Genomic DNA, 18,726 nt, shown 5'->3' with positions numbered 1-18,726 from the left:
AAAAACAGCGCACTATGGATTTGCTTCCAAAGTGCGCTGTTTTTTATACGTTCTTATTCAGTTTAATGAAATGATAACTTTCCAGTACCTGAAAAAATTTTGCCAGCCTCTCATAGAGTGGGGCTGCCTCCTCGCCAAAGTGAGCATCCACTTCTTTTCCCAGCTCAATAATGTTTTTCTGACCGTCGATCAGCGGCCAGACGAAACTTCCCAGCTTGTCCAAATGGACATGGGTGTATTTCGGACGATTGAAGCATTTCTGGGCCAGTCGGTTAAAGAAACCGGTATTTTCAACATCCAGGGTCACAATGCCCTTTTTGTCAGTTTTCCAGGTGAGGAGTGAATTTCTCTCAGGAATAAACTCCAGATAGTTTTTATCCATTACATTTTCTTTTTTTTTCATTATTTGTTCTCTTTGCGTTTTCTCCAGAGAGAAAATTTAAGCAGACTCAGAATCACAAGTGCAAATACAACCAGGCTTCCGATATTGGATACCGCTGTGGGAAGATTGAATCTGCTGGATAGGTCAATAAATTTATCAATATTAAATACTGCAAAGACAGCCAGAAGAATGCCCACCAGACCTTCACCGGCAATCATACCGGAGCAATAGAGCACACCGTCATTGACAATGGCATCTTTTTTCTTCTTATCTTTCATATTCATTTTGTCAAACACCAGACGAACAAGTCCACCGACCATAATGCAGGCGTTTAACTGTACCGGAAGGTATACACCGATTGCAAAGGGCAGTACCGGAATACCCAGGATTTCCACAGCGATTGCCAGGAATACACCGATAAATACCAGCGTCCATGGCAGGTTGTTTTCCATAACACCTTCTACGATCATCTTCATGAGCATGGCCTGAGGTGCGCCTAATTCTTCGGAGCCGAATCCCCATGCAGCGTTCAGCAGGTATAACACTCCGCCAATCGCCAGAGCAGCGGCGAATACACCGATAAACTCACCAATCTGCTGTTTTTTAGGTGTGGAACCCAGAAGATAACCGGTCTTTAAATCCTGTGAAGTATCGCCTGCAATGGCGGCTACGATACAGATGATAGAACCGATGGCGATAGCGCCCTGCATTCCGTGGATTCCGCTGTCACCTGTTGCTTTGAGCAGGATAGTTGCGATCAGCAGAGTGGCGATTGCCATACCGGAAACAGGGTTGTTGCTGCTTCCTACCAGACCTACCATTCTGGAAGATACAGTAGCGAAGAAGAAGCCGAAGATTACAACGATAATGGCACCCAGGAAGGTTACCGGAATCGGAGGTGCCAGCCAGATAGCAATAGTGATCAAAAGCACACCGCCCAAAATGACAGCCATGTTCAGGTCCTGTCCTGTTCTGGTTGTATTGGTGTTGGTATTGCCTTTCAGGCTCTTCATAGCATCACTGAATGTACGAATGATCAGCGGCAGGGATTTTACCAGGCTGATGATACCGCCGGCAGCCAGTGCACCTGCACCGATGTAACGGATGTAGCTTCCCCAGATGGCGCTTGCGCCGCCTTCTGCAAACATTTCACCTATGGGGGCAGTTCCCGGATACAGAGTCAGGTCAGCACCGAAAAGTACAACAGCCGGAATCAGAACCATCCAGCTCACCAGACCGCCGGCAAACATATAAGATGAAATACGGGGACCACAGATATAACCCACACTCATAACTGCCGGGTAGATCTGAGTTCCGATTTCACCTGCAAAGCCTTTTACTCTCAGGGAAACTTCACTGGGAACCACTTTCAAACCGTCAATGACAAATTTAAAGATTGCAGCAAATCCCATACCGGCGAATACGGTGGAGGCATTTGCGCCGCCTTCTTCACCTGCCAGAAGAACTTCCGCACATGCGGTTCCCTCCGGATAAGGAAGAATACCGTGCTCTTTTACAATCAGGGCATTTCTCAGAGGTACCATGAAAAGTACACCCAAAAGGCCACCCAGCAGAGCGATCAGTGTGATTTCCAGAATACTCGGGGTTTCCATTTTGCCATCAGCAGCCCATAAGAAGAGGGCAGGTAAAGTAAAGATGGCACCGGCAGCAAGAGACTCACCGGCAGAACCGATCGTCTGTACAATGTTACTCTCCAGGATGGAATTCTTCCGCATGATAACACGGATCACACCCATGGCGAGAACAGCTGCGGGAATGGACGCGGAGATTGTCATACCAACACGAAGTCCCAGGTAAGCATTGGCAGCGCCGAAAACGACAGCCAGGATGATACCCATGATTATGGAGGTGACAGTTAATTCCGGCGTTACGCGCTCGGCCGGAATATAAGGCTTGAATTCTTTCTGTTCATTCATAGTCTTTCTCTCCCTTATTTTTTATGCTCTCCTATTATAGCGAAAAATATAAAAAACTGCAATAAAGAAAAGAGTTCTCAGAGTAAATACCAGTAAATCACGGATAAATATGACAAATAAAGACACAATCCTACAAATTTAATGTATAATATAGAAAAATATGTAAACGCAAAAAAAATATATACAGAGTAGGAGAAGAAAAAAGTGGGGCGGAAAAAGAAGCGTTATGTAGAGGATCATATTTTCAGAATATATCCGGATTATCCGCTGATGGTGCTGGATAAAATTGCATGGGCTAAGGCCGGAGCAGAGGATCCCCTTCATTTTCATTACTATCTGGAGATTGGTTATTGTTATGAAGGGCAGGGGACGATCATTAGTGAAGGGAAAGAGGCCGCGTTTTGTTCCGGGAGTATTAGTCTTGTTGCTCCAAATCTGCTGCATGCTACAAGAAATGAAAATGGTATGTATAACATGTGGGGATACTTGTTTGTGGACCTGGAGGATTTTATAAAACTGTTTTCATTTATTGATGAAAGAATGAATTTGAAAATATGCAGACAGTTGTTTTACGGAGTGCAGATATTAGATGAAGGGGAATACGGACAGCTTACTTTTCTTTTGAAGCAGATTTTTAAGATAGCGGGAAAAAAAAGGGGAACTTATAAGGTGCAGGTGATGAGTCTTCTGTGTACCTTTTTATTTATGCTGTACGATGTATTGGAGCAGAATCACGCCGTGGAGGAAGAGGCAGTGAGCCTGCCGCTTCTGCCAGCTATCGATTATATTTATGATCATTATATGGAGCAGATAAAAGTGGGAGAACTGGCTGGGTTGTGCCACTTCAGTGAGAGCCACTTCCGCAAGGTTTTTCAAAAAATGAAGGGACTTGGGCCAGTGGATTATATCAACTGCATAAGGGTCAGGGAAGCCTGCTGGATGTTGCAGAATACCATGGAGCCAATCAGGATGATAGGAGAGAAGTGCGGCTATCTTTCCATATCCTCTTTTGAACGTAATTTTAAAAAACGCATGGGCGTGCTGCCTGCCAAGTGGAGAGAAGAGAGAAGGCTCTACCGGAAAAAGGAGAGAGGTGAGTATGAAATTAAAAAGATACTGGTAGAGGAACGGGCCGGGAATAAGGAAGAAAATCAGATTTGATTGTTTAAGAATCGAATTTGCTTACTGCGAGGATAGCTTATCCTGTATTTTATATGTATAAATTTGACAATGTGACGGAAATGGGGCGGAATGATGTTAGTCATATGTCAAAATGTACAGGAGGAGCTTTTATGAAAAAAAAGATTGTAACAATTTTACTGACTTTATCCATGGTTTTAAGCAGTATTATTTCACCTTTGGAGATTGAGGCGAAGACAGGAACGACTGATAGACAAAGTGTGGAGTGGAATGGGAAGAACTGTGAGTATGAGGTTATTTTGCCCGCGGGATATAACCCTGACAGCGGATTTCGTTATCCGGTTATGTATCTTCTTCCGGAAGATGGATTAGGGGAATATCCTGAAGAGATGGAGAGAACGCTGGAAGAGACCATGTCTGGTGAAAAGGGGATAGACATGATTTTGGTAAAACCTGTTTTTACCATGGATATGGATGTACGGCAGGTCATGGACCTTGTTGCCGCTGATGTGGACGCTAATTATAATACAATTCCTGGGGCGGGAAACAGGGCGGTAGTAGGTACGGGAATTGGAGGATATCTGGCTTATATTCTGGGTCTGACTGAGACGAAACAGGCAGATGCCGGGGAAGCCGAAGAGACAGTCGGATCTGAAGAGAATCCGGTTGCAGAGACGGAGAAGGAAAGCCGGGAGAAAGCAGAAGGGGAATCTCAGAATCAGCTGAATTCCCAGACCGAGGAAAAAGACTCAGAGGAGGACAGACTGAATTCCCAGGCTGAGGAAAAGAAAACAGAATCGGAACACTCAAATCCCCAGGCCGCCGAAAAAGAATCAGAAGCAGACAGGTCAGATATTAACGTATCAGTAAAGGGTTCAGACGCAGAGCAGCAGGATCTTCCGACTGTAAAAAAAGTTGCCGATACGTTGGAAGTTCAAGCATCTGATAACGAGACAGGTACGGCGGAGGTGCGGGAATCTGAAAAAGGAACAGGTACAGCGGAGGTTCAGGAATCTGAAAAAGGAATAGGTACAGTGGAGGTTCAGGAACCTGAAAAAGGAATAGGTACAGCGGAGGTTCAGGAACCTGAAAAGGGAATAGATGTAGCAGAAACCCAGGAACCTGAAAAGGAAACAGGTGCAGCAAAGACTCAGGAAACTGAAAACGTTTCTGATGCAGATATGTCAAAGAAACAGGAAAAGGAAGAGAATCAGATTACTGAGAAGTCGGGAGAAAATGCCGGTACAAATACCCGGAATCCAGACAGTGGAAATCATGAAAATAAATCGGATGCAGACATGCCCGAGACTCTGGAATCAGACAATAAAGCGCTTGCCGGTACTCCCCTTACACAACCCGGTACATTTGGCATGATTGCCAGTATAAGAGGTGATTTTGTCAGCAGTGACAACCCCTGGTATGAAATCTATGGCGATGTATATGATTTTTTGGTACAGTGCCATGAGGCAGATCCGAAATTCTATACTAAATTCTATACTTATATGGATGCACCTGCAAACGATGCGTGGACAAATATGGCGCATTCTACCAGTGATATGGGGGCACTATTCATTAACTGGGAAAAGTCTATTTCTTTTGACTATCATGAATTTACTGTCAGGACAGGTTCCTATAGCATGGAATATCTGCAGGAATCTCTGGAAAGAGTAGTAAACCGTATGACAAGCCGTTTTATTTCCGGTATGGTATCAGGAAGTGTTACTCTGAAAAAAGCAGCGCTGACAGGAAACGATAAGGCGGCAGAAGTAAACTATTCTATAGAAATCGGGAAGAAATATGCTGAATTTTTCCAGGGTGGGAACAGCAAGATGGATATCACCGTTGAAGTTCTTGATCCTGCCACAAGAGAGATATTGTATGATACAACTATTTCGCAGAACATAAGCGGTCCCGGAACTTATGAGGGCGGCGTAAAAGTTCCAAATAAAGTAAATAACACATCCTCGACGATCCAAATGTACATAAATCTGTTAGGCGTCCGTATGGATCTTGATACTGCTACGTTGATCCGGATTCAGGATACCGGGGAAGCAGAGGATGAACAGCAGATTGATCTGATGGGTGACTGGTATTTTAATTATGTGGGATTGTCAGATCCGTTCCAGGCAGGCACATTGACCGCAGAGGAATATGAGTCATGGTCAGTAGTTCAGCCGGCACTTGCCAACTGGGAACAGGGATTTGGAAATATTACAAAAATCTGGTATATGAATACCGGCTGGGGATGGTATGCCAGAACCTTTGAACTGCCGGAAGATTTTACGAAAGAAAATCTGACACTCCTGATCGGCTATATGGATGACAGAGGTGAGGTTTTTGTCAACGGAAAGCGAGTGGGAGGAACCGGTGTCAATGAGGACGGCAGCAGTACCAAGGAGACAACCTGGGCTGTTCTCAGCAAATTTTCCATTGACCCCAGTATTTTGAACTACGGCGGTACAAATACCGTATATGTTCATGTGTATAATGATCCTCCGTACGGCGGCGGCGGATGGTACAGCGGTCCGGTAGGACTTTATAGCCAGGCTGCGTACAATAAGCTGCAGGGACTTCCCTCCAGAGTACCTGAAAAAGAAGTAAAAGAGTCTGTGACGGATGCGGTAGCGTATCAAAATACCTGTCTGGAAGAAGGAAAATTAGAAGATTATGCCCATACCATTGCGGAGGATTACTTCTCATCAGGAAATAAAAAGGAAGACAGGATAAAAGAGGCAGAAGCACTGATAAAAGAGGGTGATATCAAAGAAATTGAGGATACCGGTATTACTGTATTTGAGACAGAAGATAAAGAGGGAATCACTTCATATTTATATAATGCGGACAGAAAAATTACATATGCAGATGGAAATGTGAAGGAAATAAAATTCCAGGATACCTACATCAGCAGAGATAACCGGATTTATATGTATGGAAACCATTCCAGATTTTTTGAGACATCATACGATTCTGCTTATGCGGCATCTGCGGCAGGAGAAGAAGGAACAGCAGAGGAGAAATATCTGGTATATCTGCCGGAGGGATATTTTGAATCTGATAGAAATTATCCGACTACGTATCTGCTGCACCAGTTTAACAGTGACCATACATCATATATGACAGATAATGTAGACCGGCTTTTTGATGAAGCAATGGAAGAAGGTCTCATAGATGAAATGATTGTGGTAATACCAAACAGTCAGGAGAGCAGCTGGTGGAGAGGCGACTGGGAAAAGATGATTACAGATGAGATGGTACCCATGATGGATGCGCGTTACCGGACCATCAGGGATGCCAGATACCGTCTGACTGCAGGGGCGTCCATGGGAGGACAGGGGGCGTATGGCCTGGCTTTGCGCAATCCTGATTTATTTTCAGGTGCAGTCAGCTTTTTCGGAGCGTTCAGTATGGGCGGTGATTATAGCCCGAATAAAATTGTACAGGAGGTATCAACAGAATACCTACAGTATTTTTCCATGTATTTTATGTGTGGGAACCAGGATCTCTATGGTTTCGGTGTTCCGGCTATTGAGCTGGACGCAGCTCTCACAGCGCGCGGCGTGGAGCATTGTTTCTTTATAGAGAACGGGGACCATAACAGTGAATTTTATATCCCTTACTTCAAATCCGCGTTTTCTTATGTGAGAGACCACATGTATCAGTCAGACGAAGGAGTGACAGATCAGATCAGCGGTTCAGTTGTTCTGGAGGATACAGACGGAAAAGCCATTGTAAAGGCCGGAATCAAGGTTGAGGCCGGTATCAGCAGTTATATGAACCAGATACCGGAATCTGTGTACACAGAGAATGAGAATCCGTCGCTCTCCATACCTGTTACTCTTGAGGTTACGCAGGGAGAAAAGACGGTATATACAGTATCCCAGCGGGATTTTACGACAGATGGAGCTGCGGATGACAGTTTTTCTTATGATATTACGAACAGTATCAATCCGGATGAAGCATATGAAGTGAGCTGGACGGCGGCTGTTTTTGATAAGACGGTGGAATTGGCACATGTAAATGTAGCGAAAAAGGACGAGAGTAAGGACCCATCAGATGGTGGAAAAGATGACGGCAAAGACGATGTAAAGGACGACGGAAAAGATGATGGCAAAAATAATGGAAAAGACGACGGTAGTGGCGGAGATAAAAAAACTCCCGTTACAAAGCCCTCTGATCCGGGGAATGGCACAGGAAATAAGAGTACAAAGACAACAAATGCCGGTAATGCCAAGACCGGTGACGAGACACCGGTTGTCCTTTATATGTTGTTGGCGGCTGCCGGTCTGGGTGGGATCAGTCTTGTGATAATAAAGAAAAAACATATCCGGAAGTCATAAAATTTTAAGTTTTGCCAATATTATATAGGAAGGAAGTGGCAGCCCGACAGACAGATACGTCTGCCGGGCACGTCCTTTTAGACAGGAAGCACTATAAATGGCTTATTTTTTGCCAAAATTTTCGAGAAAACCTGTTGACATGCCCGGATAAGTGTAATATAATATCTCAATGTGACGTAGTGCGAAAATACCTAGCCAAAAGCCCCGGTATGGTATTTTTCATTATAAATTTATGAATTTGAATATTACTGTATATGCTGAAAATTAGGAGGTAAAACCATGAACACTTATATGGCTAATCCGGATAAGATTGAAAGAAAATGGTATGTAGTGGACGCTGAAGGCAAAACCTTAGGCCGCCTTGCATCTGAAGTAGCTAAAGTTTTAAGAGGAAAAAACAAACCAGTTTTCACTCCTCATGTTGATACAGGTGATTATGTAATCATCGTTAACGCTGAGAAAGTAAGCGTAACTGGTAAAAAATTAGACCAGAAAATTTATTATCATCACTCCGATTATGTTGGTGGAATGAAAGAAACCACACTGAGAGAGATGATGGCTAAAAAGCCGGAGAAGGTTCTTGAACTCGCTGTTAAAGGAATGCTTCCAAAAGGACCTTTAGGAAGATCCATGATCAAAAAGCTGCACGTATACGCAGGACCAGAACATAACAATGCAGCTCAGAAGCCAGAAGTATTAACATTTTAATAGGAGGTAGAGAACATTGGCTAGTACAAAATTCTATGGAACAGGAAGAAGAAAATCATCTGTAGCTCGTGTTTATTTAGTACCGGGAACAGGTAAGATCACAATCAATAAAAGAGATATTGATGAATATTTTGGATTAGAGACACTGAAAGTTGTTGTTCGTCAGCCGTTAGCGGCAACTGAGACAACAGACAAATTTGACGTGTTAGTAAACGTTCATGGCGGTGGATTCACAGGACAGGCTGGTGCTATCCGTCACGGAATCTCCAGAGCATTACTGGAGGCAGACGCTGAGTACAGACCGGTATTAAAATCTGCTGGTTACCTGACTCGTGACCCGAGAATGAAAGAGAGAAAGAAATACGGCCTCAAAGCCGCACGTCGCGCGCCCCAGTTCTCCAAGAGATAAGAAACAGAATATATTTATTATATGGAAAACCCACAAACGTCAAGTTTGTGGGTTTTTTTGATGAGATAGCTGTGGTATAATTATTAGAGACTAATTAGTCTCTACAATATATATGAAAAAGAATGAGATGAGGAGGAATTTATCATGCCGGAAATATCATTACTTTATGGAATTAGGGTAACGATGTATTATGATGATCATAACCACCGCATTTTCATGCAGAGTACAATGGAAACAAAGCAATAGTTGAAATAGATGGAGTAAGAGTAATAAAAGGTGCGCTGCCGTCAAAACAATTAAAGTTAATCTTAGCATGGTGTGTTTTACATCAGGATGAATTAATGCAGAATTGGGAATTATCGAAAGATGGAAAACCTTTAAACAGAATAAATCCTTTAGTGTAGTTATGGGAGGTGGTTATATGTTTCCTAAAGTAGTACAGGTCATACCAATGAAAAATTATTCAGTGTATGTATATTTTGAAGATGGAAAGATAGTCTGCTATGATATGTCTGCCATGATTGAAAAAGAAGTATTCCGTCCATTAAAAGACCTCGATGTTTTTATGGATACCTGCACAGTGATGAATGATACTCTTGCATGGGATATAGGCAGGAATCGGGATAACACGATGTGCTTGGATATTGACCCAGATACGCTTCATGAATTACCGTTTGTGAAGGAAAAGATAGCATAAGATATGGTCAGGAGAGATATATGCACATATGAAACTGTATCGGTAAGTGACAGGTAACTGACAAATAACTTTGAAACGCTGTGTTTATGGGGGTTCAGAGTTATGCAAGAGTAATAAGAAACTTTATAAGAGAATTATCAAAACCCTTGAAAATGCAACATTTTCAAGGGTTTCTTTATATTACGTCTTATATTGACAGAGTGTAAGAGATAAAAGATATCCAGTAAAAAATAAAGAATTATATGAATATGGATAATATGATAAAATTCATTTATGGAACAATCGTGTTACAGGGTGTGTTGGCCTCATTCTAATAGAATGGGGGTGATGCCTATGAAAAACCGTTTTGATTTTAAGGATTTCATGACCTTTGGTCTTTTCCTTTTGGCATTGCTTACATTCGTTTTTACGTTTTGTAAGTAGCTATACATAGCAAAAACCACCCTGATACTTGGTCGGTTCGGGTGGCTTTGCTATCTCATTAACCGGTCAACCACCTTGTGGGCGGTTGTTCCTCTTTCTAATTAAAATATACCACCGAAAAGGTAGTTTGTAAAGGATTGATTTTTAAGTTAATTTATCGCGTCTGCTATGATTACCGGCATATATTGGATTTTAACCTCTCAGGACTTGGGCCTTGAGAGGTTTTTGTCTGTACAGCAAAGCTCAGGTCTCCTGGATCTTCAGGGGACTTTTCTTATGCGCAGGTATCCTGTTTGGTACTGCCCTTATCTATCCCACTTTTAACTTTAATTCAATCTTAATACATCCGCTGTTTCCCTTATGCGCATTTATGACGTGACATGATAATATCAGTTACAGCCGAAAGATAAAGGAGGAGACCTGATATGATGGATTTGGCTATGGTGGCTATACTGCTTGCCTGCTTTGGACTGATGAAGCTGTTTGCCGGATGGTGCAGCAGACAGGTGGATACAGGCAGTGCGGAAAATAAGAAGTAAATGTTCAGGCATCTGAACGGATACCAATAATAACAGGAGGAGATAACATGATATTGCTGGGAATAGTAATTCTGCTGATAGCGGCATATTTGTTCTATGCCTTGGTTTATCCCGAAAAGTTATAGAAACATAATCAGTAATGGGAATTTAGAAAATGACAGGAGGATATAAAAGTCATGTTACAGATAGCGTTGACTTTGGCAATTTTCGTTTTGGCGGTCATTCCTATGGGAAAATATATGTATCACATTGCAGCCAAAAAGAAAACATTTGGAGATCCTTTTTTTGACAGGGTGGATAATGGGATATATAAAATCTGCCGGATTGACAGAAAAGGAATGGACTGGAAGACATATGCATTAAGCCTTCTTATGGCAAATGCAGTTATGATTTTTGTAGGATATCTGGTATTGAGACTACAGCATGTGCTGTTTTTAAATCCAAACGGAATCGAGGGAATGGAACCAACCCTTTCTTTCAACACGATCATAAGCTTTATGACAAATACAAACCTGCAGCATTACTCAGGAGAGTCAGGACTTTCCTATTTGAGTCAGATGCTGGTAATTATTTTTATGATGTTTACCTCCGCAGCTTCCGGTTATGCGGCCTGTATGGCATTTTGCCGGGGACTTGCAGGAAAGAGAAAGGATTTGGGGAACTTTTATGAGGATATGGTCCGCATCACCACTCGTATCCTGATCCCATGGTCACTGCTGTTTGGCCTTGTGCTGATCTGGCAGGGATGCCCGGAGACCTTTGGGTCCAACATTACGGTGGAGACCATTCACGGAAAACTTCAGGATTTTGCCATGGGCCCCGTAGCTGCTCTTGAAATCATTAAGCATTTGGGTACTAACGGCGGCGGTTTCCTGGGAGCAAACTCCTCCACACCCTTTGAAAATCCTACTGTGATAACAGATATTGTGGAACTGATTTCTATGATGATCCTTCCGGGAGCCTGTGTGCTCACCTTTGGAAAAATGTGCCAGGAAAGGAAGAAGGAAGAGAGAAAAACAAAAGAAGTCAAGGAAAAGGGAGTAAAAGAGACCCGAGTAAAAGAACCTTTATTCGGAAAACAGGGGAGAACGATTTTTGCGGCTATGTCCATTATTTTCCTGATTGGTCTGACTTTGTGCTTTGTATCCGAAAAAGCCGGAAATCCGGTTCTTGAGACAGCAGGTATCAGTCAGGAAATGGGAAGTATGGAGGGCAAGGAGGTCCGGTTTGGTATTGACCAGTCCGCTCTGTTTACCACAGTGACAACGTCCTTCACTACAGGTACAGTCAACAATATGCACGACACGCTGACGCCCCTTGGAGGAATGGTACCCCTTTTACATATGATGCTCAACTGTGTATTCGGAGGAAAAGGCGTTGGCCTTATGAATATGCTGATGTATGCCATTTTGGCTGTGTTTATCTGCGGACTGATGGTCGGCCGTACACCTGAGTACCTGGGCAAGAAGATAGAAGGAAAAGAGATGAAGCTGGTAGCTCTGGTGCTGATCGTGCATCCGCTGCTGATCTTGGGATTTTCCGCTCTTGCGGTATCCACCCAGGCCGGGCTTGAGGGTATCAGCAATCCAGGCTTTCATGGATTATCACAGGTGCTGTATGAATATTCTTCGGCATCAGCCAACAATGGCTCCGGATTTGAGGGGCTGTCCGACAACAGTTATTTCTGGAATATTACAACAGGGCTTGCAATGTTCTTTGGCCGTTATATAGCCATCATTGCCCAGCTTGCCATAGCCGGTTCCCTGTTGGCGAAGAGAAGGACAAAAGAGTCCATTGGAACTATGCGTACAGATAATGTGGTATTTACTATTTTGCTTGTATTTATCGTATATATTTTTGCCGCATTGACCTTCTTCCCATCGCTGGCATTAGGCCCGATCGCGGAGCATCTGACCTTGTGGTTTTCATAAAATTTGAGAAAGGGATGTAAAAGAGAAATGTCTAAAAAACAACAACAAACAAAGTTCGTGACAAAGGACATTTTAAAGAGTTCCATAATTGGTGCATTTCAGAAGCTGAGTCCAAAATATATGGTAAAGAATCCGGTCATGTTTGTAGTGGAGGCGGGCTTTGTTCTCACTCTGCTGATGACGGTTGTTCCAACCATCTTTGGCGATGACGCATCACTGGGATATCTGAGAATTTATAACGGAATTGTATGCGCGATACTTTTTATAACGGTTTTATTTGCGAATTTTGCGGAATCTGTAGCGGAGGGGCGCGGCAAGGCACAGGCAGCTACTCTGAAAAAAACAAAACAGGATACAAAATCACGTCGTATAGAAAAAAACGGCACAGAGATAATTGTAAATGCTTCTGAGTTGAAAAAAGATGACGTGGTACTGGTAAAAGCGGGAGAGACCATCCCAAATGACGGGGAAGTCATAGAGGGAATCGCATCTGTGGATGAATCTGCCATCACAGGGGAGTCCGCACCTGTGACCCGCGAGGCGGGAACTGATTTTTCATCTGTCACAGGAGGAACCACAGTGGTCAGTGACTGGCTGAAGATCAGGATCACATCAAGACCGGGCGAGTCATTCCTGGACAAAATGATCGCCCTGGTGGAAGGAGCATCCCGCCAGAAGACACCCAATGAGATAGCATTGAATACCCTTTTAGTGGGACTTACCATTATTTTTCTGATCGTTGTTGTATGCCTGTATCCCTTTGCCACTTATTCAGGTGTACAGATTCCCGTCTCCACAATGATCGCTCTGCTGGTCTGCCTGATCCCTACTACCATCGGCGGTCTTCTTTCAGCGATCGGAATTGCGGGAATGGACAGAGTTACAAGATTTAACGTGATCGCCATGTCAGGTAAGGCTGTAGAAGCCTGCGGGGATGTGGATACCATGATCCTTGATAAGACGGGTACGATCACCTTTGGAAATCGTCTGGCTGCGGAATTTTATCCTGTTGCCGGAAAAAGCAGAGAAGATCTCATCGACTATGCCGCCCTTACCTCCATCTGCGATCCCACACCTGAGGGGAAATCAACAGCAGAACTGGCAAAAAGTATGGGTACCAGGATTGATGACAGTGCTGCAGAGCAGATGGAATTTATAGAATTTACAGCCCAGTCTAAAATGTCAGGAGTAAATCTGGACAGCGGGTCCAAAATCAGAAAAGGTGCCGCAGATGCCATCAAAGAGAGAGTTCTCAAAAACGGAGGCATTGTGCCAAAAGATTTGGATGGGATTGTGGAACGGATTGCAGGACTGGGGGGAACACCCCTTGTTGTAGAAGCTGATTCTGTGATTTACGGTGTTATCTATCTGAAAGATACTGTAAAACCGGGACTGGTTGAACGATTCCAGAGACTTAGGGAAATCGGTATCAAGACCATTATGTGCACCGGTGATAACCCACTGACAGCGGCAACTATCGCCAAGGAAGCCGGTGTGGACGGATTTATTGCCGAGTGCAGGCCTGAGGATAAAATCCAGGCGATCAAGAAAGAGCAGGCAGAGGGTAAACTGGTAGCTATGACAGGTGACGGTACCAACGACGCTCCTGCGCTTGCCCAGGCAGACGTGGGGCTGGCCATGAATTCAGGCACGGCAGCGGCAAAAGAGGCGGCCAACATGGTGGATCTGGATTCTGACCCCACAAAAATACTGGAGGTAGTGGAAATAGGAAAACAGCTCCTTATTACAAGGGGCTCCCTCACCACATTCAGTATAGCAAACGATGTGGCAAAGTATTTTGCCATTATACCGGCTATGTTCACCATGGTGATCCCGCAGATGCAGATACTGAATATTATGAAGCTGGCAACACCTATGTCAGCTATCTTATCAGCACTCATCTTCAATGCGATCATTATACCGTGCCTGATCCCCATTGCCATGAGGGGCGTAAAATACAAACCTATGAGTGCGGAGCGTATGCTCCTGAAAAATATGGGAATTTACGGTCTGGGCGGTATCATTGTGCCATTTGCCGGAATTAAGATCATAGACTGTCTGGTGGCACCGCTGTTGGCAGTGCTGGGAATGTAGGGAGGAAGATTCCATGAAATCATTTTTGAAATATTTTAAAAGCGCCCTGGTTCTGACTGTTCTGATGCTGATCCTCTGTGGCTTTGCCTATCCGGCAGCCCTGACCGGGCTTGGGCAGCTCATATTCCCCCATCAGGCTAACGGAAGCCTGATCACTGCGGAAGGGGAAAAGACAGATGACCCTGAAAACGCAGTGGGTTCAGCCATTGTAGGGCAGGATTTTTCCGGGGATTCCAGATATTTTCAGTGCCGTATATCCGGTGTGAATTATAACACTTATACAGAGGAAGAAAAAGAGGACGGCAGCTATGCCGGAGTCGGTTCAGGCGGATCTAACCTGGCACCTTCCAATGAGGAGCTGAAACAGCGCGCAGAGAAATCCGTAGAGGAATTCCTTAAAAATAATCCGGATGTGAAGAAGGGGGATATTCCTGCTGATCTCCTCACTGCTTCCGGTTCCGGCATGGACCCCAATATCACACCAGAATCCGCTGAGATTCAGATACCATCCATTGCAAAAAATACAGGACTTACAGAGGAAGAGATCAGAAAAATCGTGGAAAAGAACACGGATGGGAAAACCCTTGGAGTCTTCGGGCATGAACGGGTAAATGTTCTGAAATGTAATCTGGAGATTGCAAAAGCTATTGGAGAAATATAGGCGGGGAGAGGGCATGGACAAAGAGGAAAGACCAAGTTCCGAAAAAATGCTGGAAAAAATCCAGGCCCAGGAGGAGAAAGTTCGTAGAAGGGAACTGGGACAGCTTAAGATCTTTCTAGGATATGCAGCTGGCACAGGAAAGACCTTTGCCATGATGGAAGCTGCCAGAGAATTGAAAAAGCAGCAGGTGGATGTGGTCGCCGGATATGTGGAACCCCATGCAAGACCGGAGACAGCCGCGCTTTTGGAAGGGATAGAACAGCTTCCTTTTCTGATGATGGACTACAAGGGAGTCAAGATCAGGGAATTTGATCTGGATGCTGCCTTAAAACGCCGTCCCAAGGTGATCCTGGTAGATGAACTGGCTCATTCCAATATTCAGGGCTGCCGTCACAGAAAACGGTATCAGGATATTGAGGAGCTTCTGGAGCATGGGATCAATGTGTATACCACAGTGAATATTCAGCATTTGGAAAGCCTCAATGACAATGTGGCCGGCATTACATCCATCATGGTAAGAGAGACCATCCCTGACAGCGTGTTCGACAGGGCAGATCAGGTAAAGCTTGTGGATATCGAACCGGAAGAATTGATCGAACGCATGAAAGAGGGTAAGATATACCAGGGAATGCAGGCCCAGAGAGCTTTGCAGAACTTTTTTACAAGAGATAAGCTGACTGCTCTTCGGGAAATCGCCCTGCGCCGCATGGCCGACAGGGTGAACCACCTGGCAGAGGAGGAAAAGATGCTGTACGGGGACGGTGGATTTTCCACCGGGGAGCATGTTCTTACCTGTATTTCCCCGGCACCCTCCAATGCAAAGGTGATCCGCACAGCGGCCCGTCTGGCATACGCATTTCATGCGGAATTTACTGCCCTTTATGTGGAGACCAGATATTTGCAGAATGCAGATGAGAAGGTGAAAAAGCGAAGGGATGAAAATATGCGGCTGGCCAGAAGTCTGGGAGCAAAGGTTGCCACTGTAAACGGTGAGGATGTGTCAAGGCAGATTGCTGAGTATGCAAAGGTGAGTAATGTGACCAAGATCGTTATGGGCAGAACAGCCCATAGGATCCTGTTCGGACAGACCAGAAAAACTCTGGTTGAGAGTCTGAATCAATATGCGCCGAACCTTGACGTATATGTCATACCGGATTTGCAGAGCGGGATTGGCCAGAGACCCTATACCGTAATAAAGGCCGGGAAATTTCTGCAGGGACTCAAAGGGACTGATTTCTGGATCATGCTGGCTATGATGACGATCAGTACAGCCGGCGGTTTGCTGTTGGCACATTATCATATGACGGAGGCCAATATTATCATGGTATATCTGCTGGGGGTGATGCTTACCGCAATCTTTACCCAGGGGTATGTGTGTTCTGTGCTGGCTTCCATACTCAGCGTGATCTTGTTCAACTATTTTTTTACCATGCCTGTTCACAGCCTTCAGGCGTACGATGCCAGTTATCCGGTAACATTTGCCATGATGTTTACGGTCAGCCTTCTTACTTCCTGGAATATGTCAAAGATACAGAAGCAGAATGAGGAAAACGCAAAGCGGGCATACCGCACAGAAATTCTTCTGGTAAACAGTAAAAAACTGCGGCGGGCAAAGACCAGGCAGCAGGTCAGTGATGATTTGGCTGTACAGATCCAAAAACTGATGCATTTTACTGTTATCATATATATGAAGAAAGACGATGTGATACAGGTTCCGTCTATTTACCTGAGGAGCGGAATTGAAAAAGAGGAGGAGGAAGCCCTGAGGGCAGATTATACCTCCCGCGCGGAGCAGGCTGTGGTCAGGTGGGTGTTTGAAAATGGGCACAGAGCCGGATGTACCACCCATACGCTTCCCAGTGCAAAGGCTATTTATCTTCCGGTAATGGAGGATGACAATGTATCCGCGGTGGTTGGCATGGTACTGGAGGAGCGAAGAGAGATCGCCGTATTTGAATACAATCTCATATCTGCCATGCTGGACGAGGCAGCCCTTGTGCTGGAGCGTATACAGAAAATAGAGGATCTGGTAAAATCACAGTCCGAAAAAGCGCTTCACCACTGAGAAACAGGGAATTCTACTGCCGGTCGATTGCAAAATCAGACATTTTAAGATAAGCTTTTGGTAAGAAAGCAGGAGGCAGAAAAAATGTTTGAGATTGACAAAGTACAGTTTGGCGTATTTCTCTTGGGGCTGAGGAAAGAAAAGGGCTATACACAGAAGCAGCTTGCAGAAAAATTATTTGTATCGGATAAAGCGGTGAGTAAGTGGGAGCGGGGGCTGAGTCTTCCGGATATTACACTTCTCGGTCCTCTGGCGGATATACTGGGTGTGACAGTTGCGGAACTGCTGCAGACACAGCGTATCAGTGAGGGAAAAACACTGACTAAGCCGGAGGTGGACGCACTGGTTTCGGGTTCTCTTCATTTATCTGTGGAGGAACAGGAAGAAAAAAGGTTAAGGCAGAGAAGGCATATGATCTGTTATCTGCTCTGTACAGTTATGGCCGCTTTGGAAATGTGGCTGTTAATATATACAGGCAATGGAAATGTGATGATTTCCACAGGTTTCTTTACCATTGAGGGATTGAGCCTTTTGTTTGGGGCTTGGTTTTCCCTGTTTGCAAGAGAGTCGCTGCCGGCATTTTATGACGAGAATAAGATCAATTATTACAGCCAGGGGATGTTTCGGATCCATATTATAGGTGTGCAATTTAATAACAGAAACTGGCCTCATGTACTGAGAGCGGGCAGAACTGCCATGCTTGGAATAGCTGTTTTTAATCCTTGGTTAAATTTTTTGCTGTTAAAAATAGTGGGAGAGGATACCTGGGAAAGGTATGGGGGATATGTATGCCTGGCAGTGATGCTGTGCACCTTTATTCCTATTGTGGCAGCGGCTAAGAAAAACGAATAGAGCAGGTTCGGTTATAGAGAATCTCCAGGGACTTTCCCGGGAGGTTCTTTTATGTTATTATAATTAAGATATAACTGTGGATACGGAGCTTTATACGGGAGTGATAAAATGCTGAAACCTAATGAGGTTCAAAAACAGGCAAAATATAAAGAAAATGAGAATTTAAGATTTCGTACTTTTTTAAAATGCAATGCAGATGAAGAAAAATTGGATGCGCAGTTTTTAAAGCTGCATAATAAATTGTTTGCAGATTATGACTGCGGCAAATGCCGAAATTGCTGTAAGCTGTATCATGGGACTATTCCGGCAGAAGACGTGGAAAAAGATGCCAGGCATCTGGGTATTTCAGGAGAAGAGTTTAAAAATTTATATCTGGATAACGATATGATCTCTGGTGCATATGATACAAAGCATATGCCTTGTGATTTTCTTCAGGAAAACGGTATCTGTATGTCCGGTGGCGTTTGAGATATATGAAAGGTTGAAAGAGGAGTACGGTTTTAGAAAGAAGATTAGAAGATAAGGTTAAAAAAAGAGAAAAGTATGGAAAA

At 44.2% G+C, this 18,726-nt stretch carries 15 protein-coding genes; 13 read left to right on the top strand and 2 right to left on the bottom strand.

Translation table 11 applies throughout. From position 1 onward, the window contains the following. Positions 1 to 43 precede the first annotated feature (43 nt). Together BLCOC_RS22500 and BLCOC_RS22495 are read right to left on the bottom strand one after the other, a co-directional pair. Complete coding sequence (locus BLCOC_RS22500) at positions 44 to 403, bottom strand: PqqD family protein (RefSeq protein ID WP_029467906.1); 360 nt, start codon at positions 401 to 403, stop codon at positions 44 to 46. Next, the gene (locus BLCOC_RS22495) at positions 403 to 2,319 is read right to left on the bottom strand and encodes an OPT family oligopeptide transporter (RefSeq protein WP_018595673.1); all 1,917 of its coding nucleotides are present in this window, start codon (positions 2,317 to 2,319) and stop codon (positions 403 to 405) included. Before BLCOC_RS22495 ends, BLCOC_RS22500 begins: the two co-directional genes overlap by 1 nt. A gap of 204 nt (positions 2,320 to 2,523) precedes the next feature. On the opposite strand from BLCOC_RS22495, the gene BLCOC_RS22490 reads away from it, so the two are divergent. The 13 genes from BLCOC_RS22490 (at position 2,524) to BLCOC_RS22435 (ending at position 18,643) form a co-directional block, all read left to right on the top strand. Further along, positions 2,524 to 3,480: an AraC family transcriptional regulator gene (locus tag BLCOC_RS22490; RefSeq protein ID WP_115623409.1), complete on the top strand. Its 957-nt coding sequence runs from the start codon at positions 2,524 to 2,526 to the stop codon at positions 3,478 to 3,480. Between the two features lie 131 nt (positions 3,481 to 3,611). Then, positions 3,612 to 7,796 (top strand): alpha/beta hydrolase-fold protein, encoded by a 4,185-nt coding sequence (locus BLCOC_RS22485; RefSeq protein WP_165907169.1) that lies wholly within the window; start codon positions 3,612 to 3,614, stop codon positions 7,794 to 7,796. 279 nt (positions 7,797 to 8,075) lie between these two features. Further along, complete coding sequence (gene rplM, locus BLCOC_RS22480; protein ID WP_018595672.1) at positions 8,076 to 8,504, top strand: 50S ribosomal protein L13; 429 nt, start codon at positions 8,076 to 8,078, stop codon at positions 8,502 to 8,504. A gap of 16 nt (positions 8,505 to 8,520) precedes the next feature. Beyond that, positions 8,521 to 8,913: a 30S ribosomal protein S9 gene (gene rpsI / locus BLCOC_RS22475; protein ID WP_018595671.1), complete on the top strand. Its 393-nt coding sequence runs from the start codon at positions 8,521 to 8,523 to the stop codon at positions 8,911 to 8,913. A gap of 242 nt (positions 8,914 to 9,155) precedes the next feature. Continuing rightward, positions 9,156 to 9,317 carry a DUF4160 domain-containing protein gene (locus tag BLCOC_RS27830; protein WP_369871137.1) on the top strand — a complete coding sequence of 54 codons (162 nt, stop codon included), beginning with the start codon at positions 9,156 to 9,158 and terminating at the stop codon, positions 9,315 to 9,317. 17 nt (positions 9,318 to 9,334) lie between these two features. Next, the gene (locus tag BLCOC_RS22465) at positions 9,335 to 9,610 is read left to right on the top strand and encodes a DUF2442 domain-containing protein (RefSeq protein ID WP_029467910.1); all 276 of its coding nucleotides are present in this window, start codon (positions 9,335 to 9,337) and stop codon (positions 9,608 to 9,610) included. A gap of 1,009 nt (positions 9,611 to 10,619) precedes the next feature. Further along, positions 10,620 to 10,697 (top strand): potassium-transporting ATPase subunit F, encoded by a 78-nt coding sequence (locus BLCOC_RS27825; protein ID WP_081624793.1) that lies wholly within the window; start codon positions 10,620 to 10,622, stop codon positions 10,695 to 10,697. A 51-nt stretch (positions 10,698 to 10,748) separates the two neighbouring features. Then, on the top strand, positions 10,749 to 12,503 hold the full coding sequence (locus BLCOC_RS22460; protein ID WP_018595666.1) for a potassium-transporting ATPase subunit KdpA: 1,755 nt from the start codon (positions 10,749 to 10,751) through the stop codon (positions 12,501 to 12,503). Between the two features lie 27 nt (positions 12,504 to 12,530). Further along, entirely contained in the window at positions 12,531 to 14,597 is a 2,067-nt protein-coding gene (gene kdpB / locus BLCOC_RS22455) for a potassium-transporting ATPase subunit KdpB (protein ID WP_029467912.1), read from the top strand. Positions 14,598 to 14,610: 13 nt separating this feature from the next. Beyond that, the gene (gene kdpC / locus BLCOC_RS22450; RefSeq protein WP_115623407.1) at positions 14,611 to 15,258 is read left to right on the top strand and encodes a potassium-transporting ATPase subunit KdpC; all 648 of its coding nucleotides are present in this window, start codon (positions 14,611 to 14,613) and stop codon (positions 15,256 to 15,258) included. A 13-nt stretch (positions 15,259 to 15,271) separates the two neighbouring features. Then, positions 15,272 to 17,323, top strand: a complete 2,052-nt coding sequence (locus BLCOC_RS22445) for a DUF4118 domain-containing protein (RefSeq protein WP_029467914.1) — start codon at positions 15,272 to 15,274, stop codon at positions 17,321 to 17,323. Between the two features lie 84 nt (positions 17,324 to 17,407). Beyond that, complete coding sequence (locus BLCOC_RS22440) at positions 17,408 to 18,175, top strand: helix-turn-helix domain-containing protein (protein WP_029467915.1); 768 nt, start codon at positions 17,408 to 17,410, stop codon at positions 18,173 to 18,175. A 108-nt stretch (positions 18,176 to 18,283) separates the two neighbouring features. Beyond that, a complete protein-coding gene (locus BLCOC_RS22435; protein WP_242998991.1) occupies positions 18,284 to 18,643 on the top strand; it encodes a YkgJ family cysteine cluster protein in 360 nt (119 codons plus the stop codon). Positions 18,644 to 18,726: the final 83 nt, after the last annotated feature.

This window comes from Blautia coccoides (assembly GCF_034355335.1).
In the GTDB taxonomy this organism is placed as follows: domain Bacteria; phylum Bacillota; class Clostridia; order Lachnospirales; family Lachnospiraceae; genus Blautia; species Blautia producta.
Note: the sequence above shows the minus strand (reverse complement) of the source record. Positions and strands in the feature narration are given on the sequence as shown.

Excerpts from the sequence above, each read along its gene's own strand:
- BLCOC_RS22500 (WP_029467906.1), bottom strand. The coding sequence starts at position 403 with ATGAAAAAAAAAGAAAATGTAATGGATAAAAACTATCTGGAGTTTATT.
- BLCOC_RS22495 (WP_018595673.1), bottom strand. The coding sequence starts at position 2,319 with ATGAATGAACAGAAAGAATTCAAGCCTTATATTCCGGCCGAGCGCGTA.
- BLCOC_RS22485 (WP_165907169.1), top strand. The coding sequence starts at position 3,612 with ATGAAAAAAAAGATTGTAACAATTTTACTGACTTTATCCATGGTTTTA.
- rplM (WP_018595672.1), top strand. The coding sequence starts at position 8,076 with ATGAACACTTATATGGCTAATCCGGATAAGATTGAAAGAAAATGGTAT.
- BLCOC_RS22465 (WP_029467910.1), top strand. The coding sequence starts at position 9,335 with ATGTTTCCTAAAGTAGTACAGGTCATACCAATGAAAAATTATTCAGTG.
- BLCOC_RS27825 (WP_081624793.1), top strand. The coding sequence starts at position 10,620 with ATGATATTGCTGGGAATAGTAATTCTGCTGATAGCGGCATATTTGTTC.
- BLCOC_RS22460 (WP_018595666.1), top strand. The coding sequence starts at position 10,749 with ATGTTACAGATAGCGTTGACTTTGGCAATTTTCGTTTTGGCGGTCATT.
- kdpB (WP_029467912.1), top strand. The coding sequence starts at position 12,531 with ATGTCTAAAAAACAACAACAAACAAAGTTCGTGACAAAGGACATTTTA.
- kdpC (WP_115623407.1), top strand. The coding sequence starts at position 14,611 with ATGAAATCATTTTTGAAATATTTTAAAAGCGCCCTGGTTCTGACTGTT.
- BLCOC_RS22445 (WP_029467914.1), top strand. The coding sequence starts at position 15,272 with ATGGACAAAGAGGAAAGACCAAGTTCCGAAAAAATGCTGGAAAAAATC.
- BLCOC_RS22440 (WP_029467915.1), top strand. The coding sequence starts at position 17,408 with ATGTTTGAGATTGACAAAGTACAGTTTGGCGTATTTCTCTTGGGGCTG.
- BLCOC_RS22435 (WP_242998991.1), top strand. The coding sequence starts at position 18,284 with ATGCTGAAACCTAATGAGGTTCAAAAACAGGCAAAATATAAAGAAAAT.